The following is a 16,322-nucleotide window of genomic DNA, read 5'->3' on the forward strand; positions in this document are numbered from 1 at the left end:
GCACGTCCCCGTGAAGCCCAAGCACGTCCCAGCGGCCGCCGGCGCCCCGGACCCGTACTTCCCGAACAGCGGCGACCACCGCTACCGGGTGCACCGCTACGAGCTGGCGCTGGACTACCGGCCCGGGCCCAACCGGCTGGCCGGCTCGGCCCGGCTGAGCGCGGTCGCGGACGCGGCGCTGGCGGAGTTCGCGCTCGACCTGGCCGAGTTCCGGATCGGCCGGGTGCTGGTCGACGGCAAGGCCGCCCGCTACACCCACCGCGGCGGCAAGCTGCGGATCCGCCCCGCCAGGGCGCTCGCGCCGGGCGCGGCGTTCACCGTCGAGGTGCACTACGCGGGCAACCCGCGCCCGGTGCGCAGCCCGTGGGGCGGCCTGGGCTGGGAGGAGCTGACCGAGGGCGCGCTGGTGGCGAGCCAGCCGGTCGGCGCGCCGTCCTGGTTCCCGTGCAACGACCGCCCCGCCGACAAGGCGACCTACCAGCTGGCGCTCACCACGCCGTCCCCGTTCACGGTGGTGGCGAGCGGCCGGCTGCTGACCCGCACCACCCGGGCGTCCAGCACCACCTGGGTGTACGAGCAGAGCGCGCCGACCCCGACGTACCTGGTGACGGTGTCGATCGGGCACTACCGGCCGGTGCCGCTGGCGGTGCGCCCGGCGGTGCCGCAGACCGGCTACGTGCCGGAGCGGCTGGCCGCCGCCTTCGCCCGGGACTTCGCCCGGCAGCCGGAGATGGCGGCGTACTTCGGCGAGGTCTTCGGCCCGTACCCGTTCGGCGAGTACGCGGTGGTCGTCGCGGACGAGGAGCTGGACGTCCCGGTGGAGGCGCAGGGCGTCGCCACCTTCGGCACCAACCACCTCGGCGGCGGCTGGGAGCGCGAGCGGCTGATCGCCCACGAGCTGGCCCACCAGTGGTTCGGCAACAGCGTCACCATCGCCGACTGGCGGCACATCTGGCTCAACGAGGGCTTCGCCAAGTACGCGGAGTGGCTCTGGTCCGAGCACGCCGGCGGCCCGGGCGCGGCCGTGCACGCCGCCGCCGCGCACCGGCTGCTGGCCGGGCTGCCGCAGGACCTGCCGCTCGGCGACCCGGGCCGCAGGCTGATGTTCGACGACCGGCTGTACCAGCGCGGCGGGCTGGTGGTGCACGCGCTGCGGCGGGCGCTCGGCGACGACGCGTTCTTCGCGATGCTGCGGGACTGGACGGGCGCCAACCGGCACGGCGTGGTCGCCACCGCCGACCTGCGCGCGCACGCCGCCCGGTACACCGCCGCGCCGCTCGGCCCGCTCTTCGAGGCCTGGCTGGAGCGGCCGGAACTGCCGCCGCTGCCGGGCTGATCCGGCGACCGGGCCCGGCCTGATCCGGTCACCGGGCCCGGGCGCGGGATTATTGGGTCGGCGTCGCGGCCGGGCTGGACTACTGTCCGTGCACATGTCGATGAGTCCAGAAGCCCACATGACCGACCTCCCCTCCGAGCTGCTGCCCGCCACCCGCCGAGCCCTGCTGCACCGGCTCGCCGTCGCCCAGGCCGAGGGGCGCACGCCCTCGATGGTCGCCGGGGTGCTGCGCGACGGGCGGCCGGTGTGGAGCGGCGCCCGCAGCATGGTCGACGGGCACGCGCCGACCCCGGACGTCCAGTACCGGATCGGCTCGCTCACCAAGACCTTCGTCGCCGTGCTGGTGATGCGGCTGCGCGACGAGGGCCTGCTCGACCTCGCCGACCCGCTCTCCCGCCACCTGCCCGGCACCCCCGCCGACGACGCGACCGTCGTCCAACTGCTCGCGCACTCCTCCGGCCTGACCGCCGAGACCCCCGGCCCGTGGTGGGAGCGGACCGAGGGCTCGCTGCGCCCCGGCCTCGACGACGTCCTGGAGGCCGACCGGCCGCTGAAGCACCCCGCCGGGCGGGTGCACCACTACTCCAACCCCGGCTACGCGCTGCTCGGCGCCCTGGTCGCGAAGCTGCGCGGCGAGCCCTGGGGCGAGGTGCTGCGCCGCGAGGTGCTGGCCCCGCTCGGCATGGACCGCACCACGCTGCTGCCCGAGCACCCGCACGCCGGGGGCTTCGCCGTCCACCCCTGGGCCGACGTCATGCTGCCCGAGCCGCTCACCGACACCGGGCTGATGGCGCCGGCCGGCCAACTCTGGTCCACCATCGCCGACCTGGCCCGCTGGGCGGCCTTCCTGACGGCCGGCGACGACAGGGTGCTGTCCGCCGACACCGTCGCCGAGATGCGCCGCCCGGCCGTCGCCCCGGACGACGCCGAGTGGACCAGCGGCTACGGCCTCGGCCTGCAACTGCGCCGCGACGAGGGCCGGCTGCTGTACGGGCACACCGGCTCGATGCCCGGCTTCACCGCGGGCCTGTGGATCAGCGAGACCGACGGCCTGGCCGCGTACGCCCTCTCCAACGCCACCAGCGGTGCCAGCGCCGCGTCGCTGGCCGCCGAGTTGATCGCGCTCACCGCCGACCTGGAGCCCCGGCTGCCCGAACCGTGGCGCCCGCTCGCCGAGGTGGACGCGGAGCTGCTGGAGCTCACCGGTCCCTGGTACTGGGGCGCCGCGCCGGCCGCCCTGCGGCTGAGGCCCGGGCGGGTGCTGGAGCTCGCCCCGCTCACCGGCCGCGGCCGGGGCTCGCGCTTCCGGCCCGAGGCGGACGGCACCTGGACCGGTGTGGAGAACTACTACGCGGGCGAGACCCTGCGGGTGGTCCGCCACCCCGACGGCACGGTCAGCCACCTCGACGTCGGCTCCTTCGTCTACACCCGCGAGCCGTACGGCCCGGCCGGCGCCGTCCCGGGCGGGGTCGACCCGGAGGGCTGGCGGGCGTTCTGAGCGGCGCGCCGCTCTCGTCACGACAGCGGTACGTCGGATCGTCACGACGGCGACGTGACGCGAGCGGCGTGACGGCGCGATCGTGACGACAGCGGCGTGACAGCAGCCGCGTGACGACCGCGGGGTCGCGACAACGGGGGCGTGCGGTGCGGCCGTACGCCCCCGTGGTGCGTGTTGTCCACCCCCCGCGAACGAGCGCCCGGTGCCGGGCAGATGACCGCCGGGCCACGGGTGGTGCCATTCAACAGGTGCACATCTGCGGTCCTCCGGGCCGCAACATGAATGCCAACCGATTCGGAGAGAAACACGGGGACCGGTTCGCGTCCATGCCCAACCGCCTGCGGACCGGGACGGTGCCCTGGTGATCCACGGCACCGCCGATCGTGCTGCCCTGGAGGGTCCGCCATGACCACCGTCCCCACGTACGCTCCGTCCGCAGTCACCACCACCCACGACGCCCCGGCGGTCCCCGCGCCCCGCCCCCACCGGCCCGCCGCCCCGGCCTCGTACACCGTCTCCCTCGCCCGCGACGAGGACGACGTGCGCGCCGCCCAGCGGCTGCGCCACCAGGTCTTCGGCACCGAGCTGGGCGCCGAACTGCACAGCCCGGTCGCGGGCCTGGACGTCGACCCCTTCGACGAGTTCTGCGACCACCTGCTGGTCCGCGAGGGCGAGCAGGGAACCGTCGTCGGCACCTACCGGCTGCTGCGCCCCGAGGCCGCGCGCCGGGCCGGACGGCTGTACTCCGACGGCGAGTTCGACCTCTCCGCGCTCGCGCCGGTCCGCCCCGGCCTGGTCGAGCTCGGGCGCTCCTGCATCCACCCGGACCACCGGGGCAACGGCGCCGTCATCAACCTGATGTGGGGCGGCATCGCGCGCTACCTGGCCGACACCGGCAACACCTGGGTCGGCGGCTGCTGCTCGATCGAGCTGGCGGACGGCGGCGCCACCGCGGCCCGGGTCTGGGACACCGTCAGCGCCAAGCACCTGGCGCCCGAGGAGTACCGGGTCACCCCGCACCGTCCCTGGGACGCCACCGGGGTGGCGCGCGCCGAGCGGGGCGCGCTGCCGGCCCTGCTCCGCGGCTACCTGCGGCTCGGCGCCTGGGTCTGCGGCGCGCCCGCGTACGACCCGGACTTCGACTGCGCCGACCTGTACGTGCTGCTGTCGCTGGAGCGCACCGACCCGCGCTACCTGCGGCACTTCCTGTCCGGCGGACCCGCCTCGGGCGCCTCGTCGTGAGCGTCTGGCTGCCCACCGCGACCTGCCGGCCCGAGACCTGCCTGGCCGACGTCCCGCCGAGGGTCTCCCACCCCCGGCGGGCGCTGCGGCTGACGGCCTGTCTGGCGGCGGTGCTGGCCGGGGTCGTGCTCCTCCCGCCGGTCCGGCTGCTCCCGGACCGCGCCCGGAACCGGCTGGCCCGGCTCTGGGCCCGGGTCGTGCTGCGCACCCTCGGGGTGACGGTCCACCTCGCCGGGCCCGACGGCTGGGGGCCCGGCGCGGACGGCGGGGTGCTGGTGGTGGCCAACCACGTGTCCTGGCTGGACATACCGCTGCTCGCCGCCGGGCGGCCGGGCCGGTCGCTGGCCAAGACCGAGGTCCGGAAGTGGCCGGTGCTCGGACCGCTGATCGCCTTGGGCGGCACCGTCTTCCTGGACCGCGACCGGCTGCGGACGCTGCCGGACACCGTCGCGACGGTGGCCGAGGTGCTGCGCTCCGGCCACCCGGTGATCGTCTTCCCGGAGGGGTCGACCTGGTGCGGGCGGGAGAGCGGCCGGTTCCGGCCCGCGCTGTTCCAGGCTGCGGTGGAGGCGGGTGCCGACGTCCAGCCGGTGACGATCCGCTACCGGCTGGCGGACGGACGGCCGACCAGCGTGCCCGCCTTCATCGGGGACGACGGACTGCTCACCTCGCTCGCCCGGGTGGTCGCGGCCCGCGGGCTGGTCGCCGACGTGACCTTCCTGCCGCCGATACCGCCGCCCGGGCCCCGGCCCGGCCGGGCGGGCGCCCGGCGCGAACTGGCCCGCACGGCGCAGGCGGCGGTGGAAGGGATCCGCTGACCTCGCACGACCTCCTGTGACCTTCCCGGCCTTCCGCGACCTCCCGCGACCTCCTGACAGCACCTCACCGGTCGGCTCAGGCGACGCCCGCCCCGGCCAGGTCCTCCGGCCGCGGCTCTTCGGAGGCCGCCGGGGCGAGCGGGCGGGCCCGGCCGACCAGGACGGCGACCAGGACCGCGGTGACGGCGAGCGCGGCCGAGCCGCAGCGCAGCGCGAGGTGGATGCCGTCGACGAAGGCCCCGTCCACCGCCTGGCGCACCGGCTCGGGCAGTGCGCCGGCCGCGCCGCCACCGCCGTGGGCCGCACTGGTCGGCGCGTCCGCGATCGGGCCGACGGCCTCCGGCGGGACGCCGAGCCGGTGCAGGGCCGAGGTCAACCCGTCGGTCATCCGGTTGGTCAGGACGGCGCCGAGCACCGCGATCCCGAGCACGCCGCCGAGCTCGCGCAGGGTGTTGACGGTCGCCGAGGCCATCCCGGTCTGCGCCGGGGCGACCCGCTGGAGCACCGCGACCGAGACCGGGGTGAAGGTCAGCCCCATGCCGAAGCCCATCGTGAACAGCGTCCACAGGTACTCCGGGTAGCGGGCGTGGTCGCCGTACAGCGACAGCCCGCCGAGACCGAGCGCGCACAGCGCGAGGCCCAGCACCATCGGCGGCCGGGGGCCGTACCGGGCGGCGAACCGGCCGGACAGCGGCCCGGCGACCACCAGCATCGCGGTCATCGCCAGCCCGGCGTACCCCGCGCCGGACGGGGACCAGCCGAGCACGCCCTGCATCATCAGCGGCAGGAAGAACAGCGCCCCGAACATCCCGAAGCTCACCATGAACCCGCTGAGCAGCGCGCCGCTCAACGCGCCGTCCCGGAACAGCCGCAGCTCCAGCATCGGCTCGGCCAGGCGCAGTTCGAGCAGCAGGAAGGCGGCCAGCAGGACGACGGCGGCAGCGCCGCAGCCGGTCACCCGGGGGTCGGTCCAGCCTCGCGTGGGGCCCTCGATCAAGGCGTAGACGAGCAGGCCGAGGCCCGCCGCCGAGAGCGCGAACCCGCCGAAGTCGATCCGCCGGGGGCGCGGCGGGATCTCCGGGAGGACCTTGGCGGCGAGCAGGACGCCGGCCACGCCGATCGGCACGTTGATCCAGAACACGCTGGCCCAGCCGAAGTGTTCGACCAGCGGGCCGCCGATCACCGGGCCGATCGAGAGGCCGATCGCGGACACCCCGGACCACACGCCGATCGCCTTGGCCCGCTCGCGCTCGTCGGTGAACACGTGCCCCAGCAGGGTCAGGCTGCCGGGGGTGAGCAGCGCGGCCCCGACCCCCTGGACCATCCGGCCCGCGACCAGCACGCCGATCGTTCCGGCGAGCGCGGCCACGGCGGAGCCGAGCGTGAACAGGCCGAGCCCCAGTACGAACATCCGGGTACGGCCGTGGCGGTCGCCCAGCGCGCCGCCGGTCAGGACGAGTGCCGCGTAGATCAGGCTGTAGCCCTCCGCGACCCACTGGAGACCGCTGATCCCGGCGTCCAGCTCCTGCCCGATGCGGGGCAGGGCGACATTGACGACGACGTTGTCCAGCATGGCCATGAACATGGCGATGCAGAGCGTGAGCAGCGCGAGCCGTTTGCGGCGGGCGCTCGACTTCTCCATGGGTTCCCTTCCGATCATGAGCCCCTAACAGTGTTAGGGGTCGACGTGACAGCCACAGAGTGCACCTAACGGTGTTAGATTGCAAGCGGGAATCGACCGCACCACCGGAGGCGTCCGCACAGCCATGCCGCAGAACCACACCGACACACCCGGAACCGACGACGCGACACCCGCCCTGACCAGGGAGGCCCTCGCCCAGGCCGCACTGCGCGTCCTGGAACGGGACGGCCTGGCCGGGCTCTCCATGCGCAAGGTCGCCGCCGAGGTCGGCGTCAAGGCGGCCTCGCTGTACTGGCACGTCCGCAACAAACAGGAACTCCTCGACCTGCTCACCGACGCGGTGATGGGCTCCGCCGAGCCCCCGCCGCGCGAGGGCGACTGGCGCGAACAGTTCCACGCGTACTGCTGGCGCTACCGCCGCCTGCTGCTCGGCACCCGGGACGCGGCCAAGGTCGTCGCCGGCCGGCTCGCCCCCGGACCCAACCTGCTCGGGCTCATGGAGGACCAGCTGGACCGGCTCCGCGCGGCCGGCTTCACCGACGCCGACGCCGCCATGGCCAGCTACCTGCTCGGCGCCTTCGTCCAGGGCTTCGTGCTCCAGGAGCAGTCGCCGATCTCGGCCTCCGAGGTCCTCGGCACCAGCCGCCGGGACATCGCCGACGCCGCCGGAGACCTGTTCCGCGCCCTGCCCGCCGAGACCTTCCCCAACCTGGTCGACCTCGCCGACGACCTCACCGAGCCGAACATGGACGCCCGCTTCGAGTTCGGCGTCCAGCGGATCCTCGACGGCCTCGCGGCCCTGCTGCCGCCGGAGCGGCGCTGAGCCCGGGACCCGCGGCCGCCTCTCCCGGTCCTCGGCCTCCTTCCACGCCGCCTCCCTCGGGCCGGACCTCGGCCTCCGGCAACGGGTAGGCTCACCGGGCCCCGCCCGTACGACCACGGAGGAGTCACCGATGCCCGAGCCGTACCCCCTCTACGAACCCTACGCACAAGGCCTGTTGGACGTCGGCGACGGTCAGCTGATCCACTGGAACGCCTCCGGCGACCCGGCCGGCAGGCCGGCCGTGGTGGTGCACGGCGGGCCCGGCTCCGGCCACAACCCGGGCACCCGGCGGTACTTCGACCCGAAGCGCTACCACCTCGTCCAGTTCGACCAGCGCGGCTGCGGGCTCAGCCGGCCGCACGCCGCCGACCCGTCGACCAGCCTGGAGCACAACACCACGGCGCACCTGATCGCCGACATGGAGCGGCTGCGCGAGCACCTCGGCATCGACAAGTGGCTGCTGCACGGCGGCTCGTGGGGCTCCACGCTGGTCCTCGCGTACGCGCAGGCCCACCCGGAACGGGTCTCCGCGATCGTGATCTGCGGGGTCACCATGACCCGTCCCGAGGAGACCGACTGGCTCTACCGGGGCGTGGGCCGCTTCCTGCCCGGGCCCTGGGAGGAGTTCCGGGACTTCCTTCCGCCCGCCGACCGGGACGGGGACACCGTCGAACTGCTCGCCGCCTACAGCCGGCTGCTCAACAGCGCCGACGAGTCCGTCCGCCGGGCCGCCGCCAACGCCTGGGCCACCTGGGAGGACGCGGTCATCTCCCACGAGTCGCTGGGCAAGCCGAACGCGTACACCGACCGCCCCTCCGAGGCGCTGATGGGCTTCACCCGGATCACCGCGCACTACTTCTCGCACCAGGCCTTCCTGCCGGACGGCCAACTGCTGCGCGACGCCGGACGGCTGGCCGGAATCCCCGGCGAGCTGATCCACGGCCGACTGGACCTCGGCGGACCGCTCGCCACCGCCTGGCAGCTGGCCAAGGCCTGGCCGGACGCACGGCTCACGGTCATCGACGAGTCCGGGCACACGGGGAGTCCGCGGATGCGGGAGGCAGTCCTGGCCGCGATCGAACGCTTCGCCTGAGCGCTCCCCGACCTCGGGGTCGGGCCGTTCCGGCCAACGGCCCGGCCCTACGGCGACCGTAGAATACGGCGCATGATCGCCTATGCCCCAGCCGCCCTGTTCTTCGTCCTGTTCGGACTCGGGGTACTACGCGACCGTCGCCAGTTCAGCAACGCCATCCTGCTCGGCATCGCCGTCTCACTGCTCTCCCTCGCCGTGCTCGCCGAACTGCGCAGAGCCCCTACCCTGGTGGTGGAGATCGCGATGGTGGCGATCTTCCTCCTGCCGACCGTCGGAACGGTGGCCCTGATCTGGTTCCTCATCGCCAACGGCCTGACCATGATCCGCAAAGAGGGCAGACGGCCGGCCAACCTGCTCTCGCTGCTCGCCGGTCTGGGCATCGTCGCCGTCATCCTGATGCTGTTCGTGGCCCTCGCCCTCCGCTCGGCCCGACTGGGCATCGTGGTCGGCACCCTGCTCCTGGTGATCGGCTACGTCTCCTTCCTCTTCACCTGCTTCATCGGCTACGCCTTCCTCTACGGCCGCCACCGGCCCCGCCAGGACGTGGACTTCGTGGTCGTGCTCGGCTCCGGACTGATCGGCGGCGAGCGCGTCCCGCCGCTGCTCGCCAGCCGGCTGAACCGGGGCCGCGAGGTGTACGAGAAGCAGGCCGCCCGCGGCAACCCGCCGGTGCTCATCACCTCCGGCGGCCAGGGGCCGGACGAGAAGCTGCCGGAGTCCCACGCGATGGCCGACTACCTGGTCGAACACGGCTTCCCCGCCGAGCACATCGAACGGGAGGACCGCTCGCGCACCACCGAGGAGAACCTGCGGTTCAGCAAGGCCATCATGGAACAGGCCAAGCCCGACTACCGCTGCGTCGTGGTCACCAACAACTTCCACGCCTTCCGGGCCGCCCTGCTCGCCCGCGAGACCGGCGTCAACGGCCACGTCTTCGGCTCCCCCACCGCCCGCTACTACTGGCCGAGCGCGACCATCCGCGAGTTCGCCGCGATCTTCCTGTCGCACAAGCTGGTCAACTTCGGCATCTGCGGCCTCATCGCCCTCTGCGGCGTGCTCGGGGCACTCTGAGCGGCCCCTGCCGCTCTGACCTCTCCGACTGCTCCGAGTACCAGGTTCGGGCCCCGGTCGCCACAGCGGCCGGGGCCCGACCCTTTCCGGTGCGGGTACGGCGGCCGCCCGGCCGGGCCACCCGCTCGGTCAGGCCTCCGGGCGGGGGGCCAGGATCGCGCAGGTGGTGGTGGCGTGCGCGTAGAGCTTGCCGTTCTCCGTGCCCAGCACCCTGGCCTCCGCCGTCGCCATCGTCCGGCCCAGGTGCAGCACCACGCCCTCGCAGCGCAGCGTCCCGGAGTCGGCGAAGAGCGGGCGCAGCATGTGGACGTTGAGCTGGGTGGTGGTGTAGCCCACCCCGGCCGGCAGCCTGCTCAGCACGGCGCAGCCGAGGGCCGAGTCGAGCAGGGCCGCCAGGTAGCCGCCGTGCACGGTGTTCATCGGGTTGTGGAGGTGGTCTCCGGGTTCGCCCCGGAACACCGCCGTCCCCGGCTTCACCTCGGTCAGGTGGAAGCCCATGGTGCCGCAGATCGAGGGCTCCGGGATCCGCCCGGCGATCCACTCCAGCAGGATCTCCTCTCCGCTCAGGTGGGTGAACTCGGCGATCGGCGGGCCGGGCGTCCAGGTGTGGGTCCGGGTGCGCCGCTCCGGGCCGTTCGTGGGCTGGGGGCCTTCGGCGGCGATCTCATCGGTGGTCATGGGATCAACCTGCCTGGTCCGGCCGCCTGCCTCAAGTGCCTTACGGCGCGCGGCGGGTACGGGGCCGCGGCCGCCGGACCATGGCGGCCCGTGCCATGCCCGGGCGGCGGACCCCGGATGACCGCCACATGGCACCGGGGCTCCCGGCGCGCCACGCTGCACGGGACCGGCCCCCACTCCTCCCCCACCCAGGAGTCCCCATGCCACTGCGCCCCACCGCCGCGGCGTTGTTCACCGCCGCCGTCCTCGCGCTCGGTACCGCCGCACCCGGCGCGGCCGCGGCCTCCGACACGGTTTCCACCCTGCCGTCCGCAGCCGCAGCCGTAGCCGCGGCCGCGAGCGGCAGCTTCCAGCAGGTCACCGGGTTCGGCACCAATCCGGGCAACCTCGCGATGTACACCTACACCCCCGCCGGGCTGCCCAGCGGCGCTCCTCTGGTGGTCGCGCTGCACGGCTGCGTCCAGAGCGCCACCGACTACTACCGCAGCTCGGGCTGGACCAAGTTCGCCGACCAGTACGGCTTCGCGGTGGTGTTCCCGCAGACCAGCAGCGTCAACAACAGCCTCTCCTGCTTCAGTTGGTTCGACGCGGGCAAGGCCGCCCGGGGCGTCGGCGAGGCCAGGTCGGTGGTCGAGATGGTCACCAAGGCCGAGTCCCTGTACGGCTCGGACGCCCGCCGGGTGTTCGTCACCGGGCTCTCGGCCGGCGGCGGAATGGCCGCCGACCTGCTGGCCGACTACCCCGACGTGTTCGCCGGCGGGGCGATCGACTCCGGACTGCCGGCCCACTGCGCCGCCACCCAGGCCGCCGCCTCCGGCTGCCAGAACTCCGACCAGGGGCTCACCCCGGCCCAGTGGGGCGACAAGGTCCGGGCCGCGTACCCGGGTTACACCGGACCGTGGCCCAGGGTGGCGATCTGGCAGGGCACGGCCGACACCGTGGTCAGGCCGGTGAACGCGACCGAGCTGCGGGACCAGTGGACGAACGTCCAGGGCGGCGGCCGCCAACCGACCGGCACCCGGAGCCTCCCCGGCGGCACCACCCAGGAGCTCTACGCCGACGCGAGCGGAAAGCCCGCCGTGGCCGTGTTCACGATCAGCGGGATGGGCCACGGCCTGGCCGTCCACCCGGGCTCCGGGGCCGACCAGTGCGGAGCGACCGGCGCCTACTTCCTCGACACGATCTGCTCCGGCTACTACACCGCGCAGTTCTGGGGGCTGGACGGCGGCTCCGGCCCCACCGACCCCGGGCTGCCGGCCCCGACCGGCCTGACGGCGAGCGCGACCGCCGGTTCGATCGCCCTCGGCTGGCAGGCCGTCAGCGGCGCGTCCTCCTACCAGGTCTTCCGCAACGGCGGCCAGGTCGGCACCACGACCGGCACGACCTTCACCGACACCGGACTCGCGGCCGGCACCACGTACGGCTACACCGTGGCGGCGGTCGACGGCTCGGGCACGGTCGGCGCCCGCTCGGCGGCGGTGACGGCGACCACCCCGGGCGGGGGCGCACCCCAGTGCTTCACCGCCAGCAACTACGACCAGGTCCTGGCCGGCCGTGCCACCCAGAGCGGCGGCCTGACCTTCGCGCTGGGCTCGGGCCAGAGCATGGGGCTCTGGAACACCTTCGTCACCCACACCCTGAAGCAGACCGGCCCGGGCTTCTACGTGCTCGCCGACGGCCAGTGCTGAACAGACGGCAGCCCGCCCGCCACCGAGCAGCACCACGACCACCCGCCCCACAACGGCCCACAGCGCGACGGCCCGCACCGCAACAGCCCGCACCGCCACACCGACCGTGAGGCTCATCCCGCCCCCACCTCCACCTCCGCCCGGAGCCCGGCGAACAGGTCGGTCTCGATCCCGCCCGCCGCGGCCGCCGCACCGGCCTCCGGCAGCAGACTCCGGGCGAGGTGGTAGTCCTCCGTCGGCCAGACCTCGCGCTCGATGTCCCGCGGGTGGGCCATGAAGGCCACACCCGGCTGCACCTGGGTGGCGTGCGCCAGCATCGCCGCGTCCCGTACGGCGAACTGCTCGGCGCACGCGATCCGGGTGGTGGCGGCCAGGGCGGGCGGGGTGTCGGGCCAGCCGGCCAGCAGCTCGCCCATCCCCGAGGGGACACCGCGTTCCGTCATCGCCGTGTGCAGCGCCTGGAACCAGGCCCGGGAGAGCGCCAGGTGGTAGTAGAGCTTGGACACCTGCCAGGGCTCGCCCTGCCCGGGGTGGCGCTGCGGGTCAGCGGCGGCTTCGACGGCCGCCACGGTGACCCGGTGGGTCATCACGTGGTCCGGGTGCGGGTACCCGCCGGTCTCGTCGTAGGTGACGACCACCTGGGGGCGGAACTCCCGGATCAGCGCGACCAGCGGCGCCGCCGCCAGCTCCACCGGCCGGGCCGCGAAGCAGTCCTCCGGGAGCGGTTCGCCCGGCCCGGGCATCCCGGAGTCGACGAAGCCGAGGAACCTCTGGCGCACACCGAGGATCTCCCGGGCGGCCGCCATCTCCTGGCGGCGGACGCGGGCGATGTCGGCCCGGACCTCGGGCCGGTCCATGGCCGGGTTGAGCACCGAGCCGCGCTCGCCGCCGGTGCAGGTGGCGACCAGGACGTCCACGCCCTCGGCCGCGTACCGGGCGAGGGTGGCCGCGCCCTTGCTGGACTCGTCGTCGGGGTGCGCGTGCACGCTGAGCAGGCGGAGAGCGCCGGGGTGACGGGTGGACACGGGTACCTCCATGCTTGGGTGGTCGGGAGCCGCTCGGCGGTCAGCGGGACGGGCGGGTGTTCGGGTAGAGCAGTGCCGGGGCGATGGCGAGTGCCGACAGGGCCAGGACCCACCAGAAGGTCTCGCCGAAGGCCGCACCCGGCTGGTCGGGGTGCCCGCCCTGCGCCTGCTGGAGCGCCAGCGTCAGCACCGCCGTGCCGAGCGCCCCGCCGAGCCGGTTGAGCACGTTGACCGCGCCCGCCGCCGCCGGCACCTGGGCCTTCTCGACGCTCCCGTACACCGCCGCCAGGCCGGGGATGGCGATCAGCCCCATGCCCGCGCCGCGCAGCGCCAGCGAGCCGGCGATCAGCCAGGCCGCCGGTTCGGAGCCGCTGCCCAGCCGGGTGAACGCGAGCGTGCCGACCAGGGAGCAGGCGATGCCGATCATGATCAGCGGACGCGGCGCGAAGCGGTAGGTGATCCGGGCCGCCAGCATGGCGGTGACCGCCGTACCGAGGGCCTGCGGCGCCAGCAGCAGACCGGCCTCCACCGCCCCGGCGTGCTTCACCTGCTGGTAGTACAGCGGCACCAGGAACATCGAGCTGTAGAGCGCGGCGCCCTGGAGGAAGCTGTTCGCCGTCGCCACGGAGAACCCGCGCCGGGCGAACAGCCGCAGGTCGATCAGCGGCGCCCGGCCGGCCTTGCGGCCCACCCGCAGCGCGTGCCAGCCGTAGACCGCCACCAGCACCGTGCCCACCACCAGCGCGACCCAGCCGGCCGTCGCGCCGTCACCGATCGTCGAGAGCCCGTAGACCAGCCCGGTCAGACCGGGCGAGAGCAGCACCAGCCCCGTCACGTCCAGCCGGGGCTTCGGTATGTCCGACGCCTCGTCAGTCGGCAGCCAGCGGGCGGCGAGCAGCAGGATCACCAGCCCGACCGGCACGTTCAGCAGGAACATCCAACGCCAGTCGAAGTGCTCCAGCACCAGCCCGCCGAGGATCGGCCCCAGGACCGGGGCCAGGCTGATCGGGAGCATCAGCGTGCCCATCACCCGCCCGACCCTGGACGGCCCGGCCGCTTGTATGATGATCGCCTGGCCGAGCGGTTGAATCATCCCGCCGCCGATCCCCTGCAGCACCCGGAAGGCGATCAGACTGCCCGTCGACCAGGCCAGGCCGCACAGTGCCGATCCGAGCACGAACAGGACGACCGAGGCGAGCCACGCCCGCCGCCCGCCGAAGCGGCCGGCGGCCCACCCCGAGAGCGGCATGGTCAGCGAGATCGCCAGCAGGTACCCCGTGGCCACCCACTGCATCTCCGCGATCGAGCCGTGCAGATCGCGGCCGACGGAGTCGATGCCGACGTTGACGATCGTGCTGTCCAACAGCGCGAGCACCGGCCCCAGCGCGAGCACCGAGGCCATCTTCCACAGGCCCGCCGGAATCGGCTCCGGTGCCCCCTCCCGGACTCCTCCCGGCTGGTCCTTCGCGGCGACGGATGTCGTCATGCGCCCCTCCCCTAGTCGCAGTCGGGCCAGCGCCCCCGAACCCGCGTGCGGCACCCCGACGCTCGCTCGGCACACTCTCGGACGCTCACCCGGGCAGCCGCTCCGGCCGCCCGAGAAGAACTTAGGCCGGACCCACTGATTGGGTCAAGCCTAATTCATGTACCCGACCCAGCAACCTGCGCTACGCTCCCGACATGACCGAGAACGCGACCACGCCGAGCCTGCGCGAGCTCAACAAGCGCCGCACCCGCGAGGCGATCTCGCACGCCGCGACCAGGCTCTTCATCGAGCAGGGCTTCGACCGCACGACCATCGCCGAGGTCGCGGCCGCCGCGGGCGTCGCCAAGATGACCGTCACCAACCACTTCCCGCGCAAGGAGGACCTCTTCTTCGACCTGCACGAGGAGCTCGTCGTCCGGCTCGCCGCGACCGTCGCGGGGCGCGCGCCGGGCGAGTCCGCGCTCGCCGCGCTGCGCCGCGACTGCCTCGCCGGGCTCGACCGGCACGACGCCCGGCTCGGCTTCTCCGGCCCGGAGTTCGCCCGCACCGTCTTCGACAGCCCCGCCCTGGGCGCCCGGCTGCGCGAGCTGCACGAGCAGGGCGAGACGGCGCTCGCCGAGGCGCTGGCCGAGGCGGTGCACGAGAGACCCGTCGGCTTCGAGTGCCGCGTCGCCGCCGCGCTGCTCGCCGCCGTCGACCGCGCGGTGTTCGCCGAGGTGTTCCGCCGCACCCTGGCGGGCGAGGAGCAGGCGGCGATCGCCACCGCCGTCCGCCCCTCGGCGGTCCGGGCCTACGACCGTCTGGAGGGCGCCCTCGGGAGCTTCGCCGTACGGGAGGCCTAGGCCGCGGGTCCGGCCTCCGACCAGGGGCTGAACCACGTGTCCGGGCCGGAGCACCCTTGACGAAAGGTTGACCTGCTCACGGCAGAAGGTTGGCGATGGCCGCCTCTATCGTCGGCCCATGCCCTCACAGCCCATCAGGCCCACCACCCTGCCGGTCCTGCCCTACCGCAAGCCCACCCGGGGCCGGGACTACTGGGTCCTGGACAACGTGCTGCCCGACCCGGACGCCGTCCGGGAGCGCTGTCTGGCCCGCGGGGACTGGACCGAGGGCTACCCGCACCGCCCCGAGACCTGGCCAGGGCTGCGCACCATGCCGGGCCTGGAACCCGGGGAACTGGCCCGGGTCGAGTCGCTGGTCCGCAAGGCCACCGGCGCCTCCCGGCTCTGGGTGCAGAGCACCCCGGGCGGCGGCACGCTCAACCACAACTGCGTCCAGGTCGTCGGCGCCGGGGAATCGGAATCCCGCCCCCACACCGACTCCCGCGCGCTCTGCCGCTACGCCGCCGTCCTCTACCTCAGCCCCGGCGCCCCGAAGGACGCCGGCACCAGCTTCTACCGCCAGCAGTTCCCCGGCGGCCGCCTCGGCGGCAACCTGGTCAACGCCCCGCACAACAACCTGGTCGAGGCACTCGGCACCCGCCACGTTCCCGGTGACCACTTCACCGAGGACGTCCGCGTCCCCAACCGCTACAACCAGCTGCTCCTCTACCACGCCAACCTGATCCACAGCGCCACCGGCTACTACGGCACCGACCTGGCCGAGCGGCGGATGACGGCGGTCTTCTTCTGGATGGCCTGACCCCCACCCACCCTCCGGACGACCCGCCCCTCAGTCGGCGCCCACGTGCGCCAGACTCGCCCTGGTCAGCGCCGCCGCCAACCGGGCCTGGTCCGCCGGCCCGACCAGCGCCCCCAGTGCGGCCGGTTCACCCGGCAGCCCGAGCGTCCGGGCCTCCGCCGGCACCCGCTCGTCGACGTAGGGCCGCAGCGAGGGCCAGACCGCCATCGCCTCGCGCCGGCCCCCTCATGCCCGCCATCCACGCTTGCCCGGATTCGGGCACCCCGCACCCGGGGAGGCTG

General features: G+C 74.1%; 15 protein-coding genes. 10 read left to right on the plus strand and 5 right to left on the minus strand.

The genetic code is table 11. The features are described from left to right. Positions 1–10: 10 nt before the first annotated feature. The 4 genes from AMK13_RS20845 (at position 11) to AMK13_RS20860 (ending at position 4,894) form a co-directional block, all read left to right on the plus strand. Positions 11–1,336: a M1 family metallopeptidase gene (locus AMK13_RS20845; protein ID WP_074003600.1), complete on the plus strand. Its 1,326-nt coding sequence runs from the start codon at positions 11–13 to the stop codon at positions 1,334–1,336. A 118-nt stretch (positions 1,337–1,454) separates the two neighbouring features. Then, positions 1,455–2,834 (plus strand): serine hydrolase domain-containing protein, encoded by a 1,380-nt coding sequence (locus AMK13_RS20850; RefSeq protein WP_074003601.1) that lies wholly within the window; start codon positions 1,455–1,457, stop codon positions 2,832–2,834. 405 nt (positions 2,835–3,239) lie between these two features. Further along, the gene (locus tag AMK13_RS20855) at positions 3,240–4,076 is read left to right on the plus strand and encodes a GNAT family N-acetyltransferase (RefSeq protein ID WP_049658096.1); all 837 of its coding nucleotides are present in this window, start codon (positions 3,240–3,242) and stop codon (positions 4,074–4,076) included. Beyond that, positions 4,073–4,894: a lysophospholipid acyltransferase family protein gene (locus AMK13_RS20860; protein WP_107418798.1), complete on the plus strand. Its 822-nt coding sequence runs from the start codon at positions 4,073–4,075 to the stop codon at positions 4,892–4,894. The genes AMK13_RS20855 and AMK13_RS20860 overlap by 4 nt, the downstream gene beginning before the upstream one ends. A gap of 76 nt (positions 4,895–4,970) precedes the next feature. Here AMK13_RS20860 and AMK13_RS20865 read toward each other — a convergent pair whose 3' ends face one another. Continuing rightward, positions 4,971–6,536 (minus strand): MFS transporter, encoded by a 1,566-nt coding sequence (locus tag AMK13_RS20865; protein ID WP_074003602.1) that lies wholly within the window; start codon positions 6,534–6,536, stop codon positions 4,971–4,973. Between the two features lie 124 nt (positions 6,537–6,660). Here AMK13_RS20865 and AMK13_RS20870 point away from each other — a divergent pair, with 124 nt between their 5' ends. From AMK13_RS20870 to AMK13_RS20880, 3 genes are all read left to right on the plus strand, one after another. Continuing rightward, on the plus strand, positions 6,661–7,359 hold the full coding sequence (locus AMK13_RS20870; RefSeq protein WP_074003603.1) for a TetR/AcrR family transcriptional regulator: 699 nt from the start codon (positions 6,661–6,663) through the stop codon (positions 7,357–7,359). Between the two features lie 130 nt (positions 7,360–7,489). Further along, entirely contained in the window at positions 7,490–8,452 is a 963-nt protein-coding gene (gene pip / locus AMK13_RS20875; RefSeq protein WP_074003604.1) for a prolyl aminopeptidase, read from the plus strand. Between the two features lie 72 nt (positions 8,453–8,524). Further along, entirely contained in the window at positions 8,525–9,523 is a 999-nt protein-coding gene (locus AMK13_RS20880; protein WP_074003605.1) for a YdcF family protein, read from the plus strand. Between the two features lie 129 nt (positions 9,524–9,652). Here AMK13_RS20880 and AMK13_RS20885 read toward each other — a convergent pair whose 3' ends face one another. Beyond that, complete coding sequence (locus tag AMK13_RS20885; protein WP_074003606.1) at positions 9,653–10,201, minus strand: PaaI family thioesterase; 549 nt, start codon at positions 10,199–10,201, stop codon at positions 9,653–9,655. A 200-nt stretch (positions 10,202–10,401) separates the two neighbouring features. Here AMK13_RS20885 and AMK13_RS20890 point away from each other — a divergent pair, with 200 nt between their 5' ends. Beyond that, positions 10,402–11,889, plus strand: coding sequence for an extracellular catalytic domain type 1 short-chain-length polyhydroxyalkanoate depolymerase (locus tag AMK13_RS20890; protein ID WP_074003607.1), 1,488 nt, complete (start codon positions 10,402–10,404; stop codon positions 11,887–11,889). Between the two features lie 113 nt (positions 11,890–12,002). Here the strand turns inward: AMK13_RS20890 and mca are convergent, their stop codons facing one another. Further along, positions 12,003–12,926, minus strand: coding sequence for a mycothiol conjugate amidase Mca (gene mca / locus AMK13_RS20895; protein ID WP_074003608.1), 924 nt, complete (start codon positions 12,924–12,926; stop codon positions 12,003–12,005). A gap of 28 nt (positions 12,927–12,954) precedes the next feature. Then, a complete protein-coding gene (locus AMK13_RS20900) occupies positions 12,955–14,400 on the minus strand; it encodes an MDR family MFS transporter (RefSeq protein ID WP_107418800.1) in 1,446 nt (481 codons plus the stop codon). Between the two features lie 194 nt (positions 14,401–14,594). On the opposite strand from AMK13_RS20900, the gene AMK13_RS20905 reads away from it, so the two are divergent. Both AMK13_RS20905 and AMK13_RS20910 read left to right on the plus strand, forming a co-directional pair. After that, positions 14,595–15,242 carry a TetR/AcrR family transcriptional regulator gene (locus AMK13_RS20905; RefSeq protein ID WP_074003609.1) on the plus strand — a complete coding sequence of 216 codons (648 nt, stop codon included), beginning with the start codon at positions 14,595–14,597 and terminating at the stop codon, positions 15,240–15,242. A gap of 118 nt (positions 15,243–15,360) precedes the next feature. Beyond that, entirely contained in the window at positions 15,361–16,041 is a 681-nt protein-coding gene (locus AMK13_RS20910) for a DUF6445 family protein (RefSeq protein WP_074003610.1), read from the plus strand. A 30-nt stretch (positions 16,042–16,071) separates the two neighbouring features. Here AMK13_RS20910 and AMK13_RS43620 read toward each other — a convergent pair whose 3' ends face one another. Continuing rightward, positions 16,072–16,248, minus strand: coding sequence for a hypothetical protein (locus tag AMK13_RS43620; protein WP_158077732.1), 177 nt, complete (start codon positions 16,246–16,248; stop codon positions 16,072–16,074). Positions 16,249–16,322: the final 74 nt, after the last annotated feature.

Source organism: Streptomyces sp. CB02056 (genome assembly GCF_001905545.1).
Lineage (GTDB): Bacteria > Actinomycetota > Actinomycetes > Streptomycetales > Streptomycetaceae > Kitasatospora.